The following is a 9,822-nucleotide window of genomic DNA, read 5'->3' on the forward strand; positions in this document are numbered from 1 at the left end:
CACGAGGCAGGAGCGAAGCAGACATGCCGACGAGTCTACGGTCCGCCGGCCGGCTGCGTGAGGTGTTCCCGGAGTGGCCGGCGGGTCATCCCACGGCTCGTCTGCTGAAGGAGTACCTGGCCGGGCGGGCGGCAGGAGAGCTCGACCAGTCCGGGCGGCTTCCTCAGCCGGAGACCGCGGCCCCGCTGCTGAGGGAGGCCGAAGTCACACTCGTCCTCGACGACTCGGACGGCGCACTCACGCTGGTGAGTGCCGGTATCTCGTCCTCACCGCACGTGGTGCGCTGCGATTCCGCCGCCGAGGCGGCTGCGGTCGCCGCGGCTGTGGCCCGGTGCGAGGGTTCGGGTGGGTCTGTCGCCGCGTTGAGCGCCGTGGAAGTGGTGCGGAGTTCTGGACAGGGTGAGGACCGGAATCCCTTCTCCGAGGTGTGCCGCTGCGTGCGCGGAGTTCTGTCTGAGGAGGGACCGGCGGCTGGTGGGTTCCGGAAGGGACATGCTGAGGATGCTCCGGAGTTCGCTGCTGAGGGCGGGCTCCGTCTGCGAGTGATCGTCTCAGCGCCCAAGCAGGTGAGGGCGCTGGGTGATCTGCTGCATCTCGTCGGGGCGATCATGGCAGGGCAGGACGGCCGGCCGCACTCCGATGTGGAGCTGGTGCTCGCCGGCCGTGAGAAGCACATGACGAAGGCGTTCAATGGGGAACTCGAAGCGTGGTTCAGCCGTGTGGACGTCTCGCCGGGCCTGGCGAAGTCCCGGCTGCTCATCGCGACCGGGTGGCGGGGTGCTTCAGGCGCTGGGGGGTCATCGCCCGGTCTGCCCACACCTGTGGTGCGCGACGGCATTTCGGCCTTCGGCGCCTGCTATGGCGGTTCGCGTGTGGACGCCGGCGCGCGGCTGCTTCTGGAGGCTCTGCGGGCGCACGCCGCTGAAGGGCCTGCGGGCTCAGCAGATGATGCAGGAGGAAGCCCGCTGAGAGTTCTCGACCTGGGCTGCGGCAATGGCTGGCTGCTGCGCGAGGTGAGAGTGCTGTTCCCCGGTGCGCGGCTGGCAGGCGTGGACGATTCCTGGGCTGCTGCAGCTTCGGCGCGAATGACGCTGGACGTGAACGGCAGCGGCAGGGGCGGGGAGGGAACTCACGAGGGATCTGCATTCGCCTCGGGTGATGGCGGCCCGGTGCTGCGGCATGCGGATGGTACCGCTGCCCTGCCGTGGGGTGAGGGCTTCGAAGCCGGAGCATTCGATCTGGTGACATTGAACCCGCCCTTCCACGAGGGCACCACGGTGACGACAGATACGGCACATGCGCTCATCGATTCCGCGCATGCGCTGCTGAGGCCCGGCGGGCTCCTCGTCCTCGTGCAGAACTCGCACCTGCGCTACCGCAGCCACCTGGCGAGCAGCTTCGCTCATGTGGAGCAGTGGGCACGGGACCGGCGTTTCACGGTTCTGGCGGCCTGGAAGCAGTGACGGAGATATTCGTCTGGTTGCTGAGCCCGAGCCCCTTCCGGGATTGACGGGGCTCTGCCTCAACCAGCGCTGAATGCCTACCTATCTGGGTTCATCCCCGCATACGCGGGCGGACGCGTGCTGGCGTTGCGTCATGCGGGCCTGCAGCGGCTCATCCCCGCATACGCGGGGCGGACCAGCAGGGGAAGTGGCAGAAGGACGGGACGACGGGCTCATCCCCGCATACGCGGGGCGGACGGTCGAGCTTCTGCTTCTTGACGGCCATTTCAGGGCTCATCCCCGCATACGCGGGGCGGACAGGACCGTGCCGGTCAGGCGTGGGTCGTCGGGGGGCTCATCCCCGCATACGCGGGGCGGACCTACCGCACGGCCTCGTGAGGCTTCGGTAACGAGGCTCATCCCCGCATACGCGGGGCGGACGGTCTTCTCCTGGATGGTCTTGGGCTGGTGCAGGGCTCATCCCCGCATACGCGGGGCGGACAATAAGCAGGAAGCGGATCATGCTGCGGCCTCCGGCTCATCCCCGCATACGCGGGGCGGACGCCATCGACGCCACCACAAGCAAGTGGGCGCGGGGCTCATCCCCGCATACGCGGGGCGGACAGGATGCGGGTGAGAGGGCCGCTCTCCCCGTCGGGCTCATCCCCGCATACGCGGGGCGGACAAGAGGTGTCCTCTCAGGGGCTGCATTTAGGTGGGCTCATCCCCGCATACGCGGGGCGGACGCGTCCTGATCCATGCGCCGGTAGAAGTACCGGCTCATCCCCGCATACGCGGGGCGGACGAGTCCGCCTGCCGCTCCCACTGCACCCGCAACGGCTCATCCCCGCATACGCGGGGCGGACTCCCTCCAGGGCTCAGAAGGCACGGTCCGCTCCGGCTCATCCCCGCATACGCGGGGCGGACCGGGAGTGCATCGCCATCGTCGCCTGGGAGAAGGGCTCATCCCCGCATACGCGGGGCGGACACGAACGTGTACCGGTGCAGGTCGAGGGCGGCGGGCTCATCCCCGCATACGCGGGGCGGACTAAGCAGATCGCACCCCGCAACCTCCCCGAGGGCGGCTCATCCCCGCATACGCGGGGCGGACACTTCCTGACCTGCAGGAATACCGTGGGTAGAGCCATTTCACATACGACTTCGGTCTGGATCGGACGCCGGCGCATGACGGAAAAGGTGCCAAGCATTCGGTCATGTCTCCGTCCTCATCCGTGATTCTCCCGCAACGACCGCGCGACGATGCGCAGGGCGGCCGTCAGCGCCTCATCGGAGACATCGGTGAAGCTGAGCATCACTCCGTGCGCGTCCTCAGGCCGGGTGCCGTTGGCATCAGCCGCCGAACGCTGTCCACCCGCCTCCCAATAGCCGCCGAGGTCCCCCACACGCACCCCGCGGGCGAGACAGGCCTCGGCGACGGAATGCGCGGTCCCCGCGTCACCCAGCCGCACCACCGCCTGTGCTCCGGAGACCATCTCCACCTCCCAGTCCGCGAGCGTCTCCAGCAGCCGCGCACGCCGGCGCACCAGCGCTCGCCTCCTGCGAGTGATGCTGCGCCGCAGCCCGCCCGAGGCCAGGTAGTCCGCCACGGCGCGCTGTGCGATCGCCGATGCCCCGGAACCGAGATCGCTGCGTGCCTGTGCGAGCGCGGGGACGAGTGCCGGCGGAGCGAGGATGTAACCCACCGCGGCCTCGGGCGTGATCACCTGCGTGAACGTCCCCAGGTGCACGACGGACTCCGGTGCGAGGTCCCACAGCGTAGGCAGAGGCGCGCCCACGTGCCGATAGTCGCTGTCGAAGTCGTCCTCGATGACGAGCTGTCCTCGATCTGCCGCCTGTCGCAGCAGCTCGATCCGCCGAGGCGCAGGCATACCCGCGCCGGTGGGAAACAGGTGGTTGGGCGTGAGCAGGACGGAGCCGGCCGCCGCAGGCGTCAGCGACGGCACGGCTCCTGCGCTGTCAGTGGGCGCGGGGAGTGTGGGGACCATGAGCCTGCGCAGCACGCGCCGCAGACCCGGATAGCCCGGATCTTCCACAGCCATGGGCGCCAGCCTGTCCCGCAGTGCCGCAATGAGCAGTGCGAGGCCATCACGTGCTCCGGCGGTGATGACCAGCTGCGCGGGATCCACGGACATCGCACGCATGAGCCGCAGATGTTCGGCCACGGCCTCGCGCAGCTCCGGCAGACCCTGCGCGGGAGAGGAACCTGCCGCCCAGAAGTCCTCGCCCGGGTGCTGGGGCACGGTCCGGCGGTCCGAAGGCTCAGGAGCCGTGGCGGCACGCCGCCATGCCTCCCGCCAAGCGGGGTCATCCATACGCGGCGCGGCTCGTCGATGGGGGCTGAGGTCGATGAGCGAAGGAGCCGGGGCGCTCGCTGCCGCAGTGCGGGAGACAGCGGCAGTGCGGGCGTCCGCTCCTTGCGGCAGGCTCAGCTCGCCTGCTTCCGGATGCACTCGAGTGGTGCCGCCGGGTCGGCTGACCAGGTAGCCCTCGGAGATCAGCTGATCGTACGCGGCCACCACTGTTCCACGAGAAACGGACAGAGAGGCCGCCAGCGCACGGGTGGAGGGCACCGCCTGCTGCGGCTGCAGTGAGCCCGCCGCCACCAGCGTGCGGACGCCGGCGGCGATCTGCGCAGATGCCGGCATGCGCGCCGAGAGGTCGAGGACGAGCGGGAGAGTGGCGGCCATGAACGAATCGTATTCCGGCGAGACCGCAACTGGTCCAATGAAAGAAGTCGGAACTGGATCTTCTGCTGTACCGGTGGAGAGGGCCATGCTTGACCTCGTTCACCTTCGCCACGTTTTCCAGGAGTTCGAGATGACCGTCACCGCAGACCGGACCGCAGACGCCACAGACACAGCCTCCCGCCTCAACACCGGTCTGGCCCGCATGCTCAAGGGCGGCGTCATCATGGACGTCGTCACCGCGGAGCAGGCCCGCATCGCCGAGGACGCCGGTGCCGTGGCCGTCATGGCCCTGGAGCGCGTCCCGGCCGACATCCGCGCGCAGGGCGGCATCGCCCGCATGAGCGACCCGGACCTCATCGAGGAGATCATCGGCGCGGTCTCCGTCCCCGTCATGGCGAAGGCGCGGATCGGCCACTTCGTCGAGGCGCAGGTCCTGCAGGAGCTGGGCGTGGACTACATCGACGAGTCGGAGGTGCTCTCCCCGGCCGACTACGTCCACCACATCGACAAGCGCGCCTTCGACGTCCCCTTCGTCTGCGGCGCGACGAACCTGGGCGAGGCGCTGCGCCGCATCACCGAGGGCGCCTCCATGATCCGGTCCAAGGGCGAGGCCGGCACCGTCGACGTCTCCGAGGCGACCAGGCACATCCGCACCATCCGCGAGGAGATCGCGAAGCTGTCCGCACTGCAGCCGGACGAGCTCTACGCCGCCGCCAAGGATCTGCAGGCCCCCTACGACCTCGTCGCCCAGGTGGCCCGTGACGGCCGCCTGCCCGTCGTCACCTTCGTGGCCGGGGGAGTGGCGACGCCGGCGGACGCGGCGATGATGATGCAGATGGGCGCCGACGGCGTCTTCGTGGGCTCCGGCATCTTCAAGTCCGGCGATCCCGCTTCCCGCGCCAGGGCCATCGTGCACGCCACCACCCACTTCGAGGACGCGGCGGAGATCGCCAGGGTCTCACGCGGGCTCGGTGAGGCCATGGTCGGCATCTCCGTCTCGGAGCTTCCTGCTCCCCACCGCCTCGCTGAGCGCGGCTGGTGAACGGCAGCTCCGGCGCGGGCCGGGAGCCCGAGGTGAGCGGGGAGGCGCGCGCTCCGGCGGCCGGTTCCGCGCTCGCACCCCGCATCGGCGTCCTCGCGCTGCAGGGGGCCGTCGCCGAACATGCGGACCTCCTGCACGGACTCGGCGCCCAGGTGGTGCCGGTGCGGCGGCCGGACCAGCTGGCGAGCCTGTCAGGACTGGTGATCCCGGGCGGGGAGAGCACGGCGATCGCGCGCCTCGCCCATCCCCAGGGTCTCCTGCCCGCCGTCCGCAGGCGCATGGACGAGGGCATGCCGGTGCTGGGCACCTGCGCGGGCCTCATCCTGCTGAGCGAGACCGTGGTGCCCGAGGCCGGCCTCGCCGGACTGGACACCATAGGCGGTCTCCACGTCCGGACCCGCCGCAACGCCTACGGCCGCCAGCGGGACTCCTTCGAGGCGGAGGTTTCCGTGAGTCTGCCGGATCCCGGCGGGAGCTCGCCCGGCCCGAGGCCCATGCGGGCTGCGTTCATCCGCGCGCCGCTCATCGAGCAGGTCGGAGAGGGGGCTGAGGTCATCGCCACGCACGGCGGGCGTCCCGTTGCCGTGCGGCAGGGGCGGGTCCTCGCCGCGAGCTTCCACCCGGAGCTCACCGGCGACGACCGGCTCCATCGCGAACTCGTGCGGATCGCGTCGAGTCCTGAGGCCCTCGCCGCGAGCCCCGAGGCTGCCCTGCAGGCACCGCGACCTGCCCCCGCATGAGAGTCCGCGCGGTGCGGTAGAGCGACGCGCTCTCCGCGGTGAGCCTGCCGTCGGGGGCGGTGCGCACGTCTGCACCCGCGGTGACGACGCCGGAGGGTGTGGCGATGCGCAGCGCACCGCCCGCCGCGCTCGGGCGCACGGCCTCGGCCACGGTGCTCCCGGGAATCTGCGCCGCCGCCGCGGTGCAGAGCGCTGCGGTGCCGGGTGTGGCGAGGTGCGTCTGCTCCATCGAGAGCACGCGCAGGGTGAGGTCGGCGTCCTCGGCGGCCACGGTCGTCCCGTCGAGCAGCCGGCAGGTGCGCGGACCTGCCACCAACGCGATCTTGGGGACTGCGCGGGGAGCTGCGGCGTCCTCGGCGGCCATGCCCATCGCGACGGCACCGGCGCGCCGCAGGCGGTCGAGCCTCCCCATCAGCGCGGAGTCCGCATCCAGCTCCGCCGGGAGCTCGTCCCCGCGCAGTCCCAGATCCTCCGCACGGACGAAGACCATGGGATTGGCCGCGTCGATGAGTGAGGCGTGGTGCTCACCGTCCTCGAGCCGCAGCACGTCCGCAGCGGCGCCGGTGGGGAGCAGTGCCCCGGTCCGTGAGCCTGCCGGGCGGAGATAGCGGAGCTCGATGGGGGAGCCGGTCCCGGAGACCCCGGGAAGCACAAGAGGCCCCGAGGCGGACGCCGTGCCGTTCTCCACCCGCAGCTGCACCTCGATGTGCTTCTCCGTGTTCGTGTTGAAGATCCGCACTGTCTGCGGCCCGTCGGGGAGGACGAGGAGACCGCTCTCCAGTGCGAACGGCACAACAGCCGCTGACAGATTGCCGCAGTTGCCGGAGTAGTCCACCACCGGTGCATCCACCGCGACCTGGCCGACGGTGTAGTCGAGCTCTGCCCCGGCGCGGTCGGAGGCGGTGACGCTCACCACCTTGGACAGCGACGAGATCCCGCCGCCCATGCCGTCGAGCTGCCGGCCGAACCTGTCCGGAGAGCCCAGCGCACGCAGATAGAGCGCGTCCCGGTCCGGACCCCGCGGAGGCAGATCCTGCTCCGCGAAGAAGAGACCCTTGCTGGTCCCGCCGCGCATGAAGGCGGCGTTCGTCCACTGCATGAGGGCGCTCCGATCTGTGTGGGGTTCCGTGAGCCGGGCGTGCACCTTCTGTGCGCCCCCGGCCCTCGCGAGGAATGAAGAAGGCCTCTCGATCCGCGTGTACAAGCGGATCGAGAGGCCTCTCGGAGTGGGGTGGCTAACGGGACTTGAACCCGCGACCCCCGCGACCACAACGCGGTGCTCTACCAGCTGAGCTATAGCCACCATGTGCACGAGCGGCACCGGAGCGCCGTTCGGACAACAGAAGAAAGCATAGACCCGTTGGGGTGCGGGAGCCAACTCTCAGGCGGATGGGGAGGTGAGATGCTCGTCACGCACGCGCCGAGCGTGGGTCTGCAGGCAGCGCCGGGATGCCTCCAGCGGCCTCACGGAGACCTCCGGCGCTGACGGCGTCGCAGCACCTGCTGGGGTAACTATTGGGACTCGGAAAGGGGATGGGCGGCGTTCTTCGACCCGAACGTACTTACACTGGTGGTCGCGCTCAGTGCGCCGCAGCCATTTCATCGTCGCAGCACTTCCCGAGGTCGACCCACACCATGCCCCACGCTCAGATCGCCGTTGCACAGGACCGCAGCGCAGAAGTGAGCATCGACGGCGCCGTCACCCCGCACCCGGACCTCGGGTCCGCGATGGCGCACCTCGCCGGGCATGCGCGCTCTGCACAGGTGTCTCTGCAGGTGACCATCGCAGACGGCGGCATCGCGCGTGAGATCCGCATCAGTGAGAACGGCCAGATCGCCGCCCTGCCCGCGGGGGAGTCGGGTGAGGATGCCGTGCCGCCGGACGGCGAGGCCGCCGCCCCGGTCCCGGACGGGAGTGCGGGTGCGGAGCCGGTGGAGGGCGCCGTCGCAGCGGCCTCGGACCCTGAGGCCGGCGCATCCGCAGACGCCGGTGCGCCCACAGATCTCGCGGTCCCGGCCTCGGACGACGAAGGCCCCGCCTACCCGCTCTACGCGCAGGCGCCCGCCGGTCTCGATGCGGATTCGCAGCGTCCGGCGAGCGGATCCGCGGATGACGAGATCGCCCGGTCCACGGAGGTGCAGGCCGGCGAAGGGGCGGAGCGCCAGGACCGGGAGACGGCCTCGGAGGCGGAGTTCCCCGTGGGCACACGCTACTCCGGACCTGCGGAGACCATCCCCGGCTCCGGCGCGACGGATCCGCAGGAGCGCGGCGCGAAACGGCGCAGGGGGACGGACGCGGCACGTTCCCGCCGGCGTCCAGCGGTTCACGCTCCGCGGGGTATGCGCCTCACGGTCCCCGGTCTGGTCCTGGCCGTGCTCCTCGTCCTTGCGATGGCCTTCTTCTTCCTTCCCGATCTCATCGGCACTCCCGCCGCGAAGGAATCCGAGGTGCCCACCAGCTCCACCGTCCCCAGCCGCGTCCCCGTGACGCAGGAGAAGTCCACCACTCCGGTTCCCGGCTACGCGGAGGAACCGGAATGGGAGGCCGAGGTGCCGCAGACGGCCTCGGTGACCGCCTCCTCCCGCGGGATCCTGGTGGTGGACGGCGGGGATCTCTCCGTGCTGGACCCCACGACGGGCGAGGTCCGCTACTCCAACGAGTACTCCGGCACCGTCTCGTTCGCCGCGGACACCGTCATCGAGGGGCGGGCCGCGCTCGTCTGGCGCTACGAGAACCGGGTCGAGGCGCTGTTCGACGGCGAGGACAGCACGGTCGCCTACGACCTCAGCCCCACGGCGCGCATGTCGTCCGCCGGGGACAGCGTGCTCATCCGCGAGGGCAATGACCTCAGCACCCTTGCGGCCGACGGCTCGTTCGTCGACATCCCCACGCCTCCTCCGGGCTCCACGCCCATGGCGGTGGACGGCGGTCGGCTGGTGAGCGCCCCCTTCGACGGCCCGCTGGAGCTCACGGACATCGCGAGCGGGGAGATGGAGCGCCTCGACCTGGAGTCGCCCGGCGACGGTCTCGAGATCAAGCAGTGGAAGTCCGCCGGGCACGGCCTCGCGATCACGGTCTGGGGCGAGCCCGAGGCCAACCCGACATCAGGGCAGCGACTGCAGCTGGCCGTGCACAGCCTTCAGGACGGGAGCCTGTCATCCGTCAACGAGGTCTCCAGCGGGGAGCTCGGGGAGGCCGACTGGACGCGGGGGCAGGACTACAAGCTCGCGGTCATCGGCCCGTATCTCTACGACCTCCGCAGCGGCCTGCTCGTCATGGACGGCACGGAGAGCGGAGTGCAGCTGGGGGAGCCGCGGGGCGACCTGGTGCCGGGTTCGCAGGCGGGCGCCGGAGTCATCCTCGCGGACACGGTCTCCGGCGGTCCGACCGCCTACACCACGGGTGCCGACCTCCTCGCAGTGGTCGACGACGCCCGTTACGCAATCGTGCGCTCAGGTGCGGACCGCGTGGTGGCGTACCCGCAGGACTGAATTCCGGCCGTGCTGCGGCGACAGCTCTCTCACCGGCGGAATCGCGCGAGAAGCGGCAGGTTTCCCTGCAGGGTCTCCGGGGCGACTTCTGTAAAGATTTGAACACATAAGATCGCGATACGGTCACGAAGACGGATAGAGTGGGAGAGAACCGATCCCTGCCTTCCCGAGGATCCATGACGCGTAGACCACGGCTCGCACTCGCGACGGCAGTCGCCGTGTGCCTCGCCGCTTCCCCGCTCCCCGCCCATGCACAGCCGGACATGGGCGCCGGGGGTGTGCCGACCACCTCCTCGGCGGCATCCGCCGGGGCGGATGCCCCTGCCGGCGACCCCGGGGCGCACATCCCGGCCGAGGCCGGTGTGCAGGGAGCGGAGTCCTCCGGCGGAGTGCTGCCC

Annotated in this window: 7 protein-coding genes, 1 tRNA gene and 1 CRISPR repeat array; of the genes, 5 read left to right on the top strand and 3 right to left on the bottom strand. The window is 70.5% G+C overall.

Annotation, left to right across the window (positions count from 1 at the left end):
• Window positions 1-23: 23 nt before the first annotated feature.
• Window positions 24-1,463, top strand: coding sequence for a methyltransferase (locus tag Q0A33_RS00495; protein WP_291791540.1), 1,440 nt, complete (start codon window positions 24-26; stop codon window positions 1,461-1,463).
• A gap of 88 nt (window positions 1,464-1,551) precedes the next feature.
• Window positions 1,552-2,553: a CRISPR direct-repeat array (repeat unit 28 nt; unit sequence GGCTCATCCCCGCATACGCGGGGCGGAC).
• A gap of 115 nt (window positions 2,554-2,668) precedes the next feature.
• Here Q0A33_RS00495 and Q0A33_RS00500 read toward each other — a convergent pair.
• Window positions 2,669-4,150, bottom strand: a complete 1,482-nt coding sequence (locus Q0A33_RS00500) for a PLP-dependent aminotransferase family protein (protein ID WP_291791543.1) — start codon at window positions 4,148-4,150, stop codon at window positions 2,669-2,671.
• Window positions 4,151-4,280: 130 nt separating this feature from the next.
• On the opposite strand from Q0A33_RS00500, the gene pdxS reads away from it, so the two are divergent.
• Together pdxS and pdxT are read left to right on the top strand one after the other, a co-directional pair.
• Entirely contained in the window at window positions 4,281-5,192 is a 912-nt protein-coding gene (gene pdxS, locus Q0A33_RS00505; protein ID WP_291791545.1) for a pyridoxal 5'-phosphate synthase lyase subunit PdxS, read from the top strand.
• Window positions 5,189-5,932, top strand: coding sequence for a pyridoxal 5'-phosphate synthase glutaminase subunit PdxT (gene pdxT / locus Q0A33_RS00510; RefSeq protein WP_291791548.1), 744 nt, complete (start codon window positions 5,189-5,191; stop codon window positions 5,930-5,932). Before pdxS ends, pdxT begins: the two co-directional genes overlap by 4 nt.
• On the opposite strand, the gene Q0A33_RS00515 is transcribed toward pdxT, so the two are convergent.
• Together Q0A33_RS00515 and Q0A33_RS00520 are read right to left on the bottom strand one after the other, a co-directional pair.
• Window positions 5,820-7,031, bottom strand: coding sequence for a PrpF domain-containing protein (locus Q0A33_RS00515; RefSeq protein WP_291791551.1), 1,212 nt, complete (start codon window positions 7,029-7,031; stop codon window positions 5,820-5,822). The genes pdxT and Q0A33_RS00515 overlap by 113 nt on opposite strands.
• Before the next feature lie 128 nt (window positions 7,032-7,159).
• Window positions 7,160-7,235, bottom strand: a tRNA-His gene (locus Q0A33_RS00520).
• Window positions 7,236-7,567: 332 nt separating this feature from the next.
• On the opposite strand from Q0A33_RS00520, the gene Q0A33_RS00525 reads away from it, so the two are divergent.
• Both Q0A33_RS00525 and Q0A33_RS00530 read left to right on the top strand, forming a co-directional pair.
• Entirely contained in the window at window positions 7,568-9,424 is a 1,857-nt protein-coding gene (locus Q0A33_RS00525) for a hypothetical protein (RefSeq protein ID WP_291791554.1), read from the top strand.
• A gap of 176 nt (window positions 9,425-9,600) precedes the next feature.
• On the top strand, window positions 9,601-9,822 hold a 222-nt coding region (locus tag Q0A33_RS00530; RefSeq protein WP_291791557.1), incomplete at its 3' end, for a hypothetical protein.

Source organism: Brevibacterium sp. (genome assembly GCF_022712115.1).
Classification (GTDB): Bacteria; Actinomycetota; Actinomycetes; order Actinomycetales; family Brevibacteriaceae; genus Brevibacterium; species Brevibacterium salitolerans.

Excerpts from the sequence above, each read along its gene's own strand:
- Q0A33_RS00495 (WP_291791540.1), top strand. The coding sequence starts at position 24 with ATGCCGACGAGTCTACGGTCCGCCGGCCGGCTGCGTGAGGTGTTCCCG.
- Q0A33_RS00500 (WP_291791543.1), bottom strand. The coding sequence starts at position 4,150 with ATGGCCGCCACTCTCCCGCTCGTCCTCGACCTCTCGGCGCGCATGCCG.
- pdxS (WP_291791545.1), top strand. The coding sequence starts at position 4,281 with ATGACCGTCACCGCAGACCGGACCGCAGACGCCACAGACACAGCCTCC.
- Q0A33_RS00515 (WP_291791551.1), bottom strand. The coding sequence starts at position 7,031 with ATGCAGTGGACGAACGCCGCCTTCATGCGCGGCGGGACCAGCAAGGGT.
- Q0A33_RS00525 (WP_291791554.1), top strand. The coding sequence starts at position 7,568 with ATGCCCCACGCTCAGATCGCCGTTGCACAGGACCGCAGCGCAGAAGTG.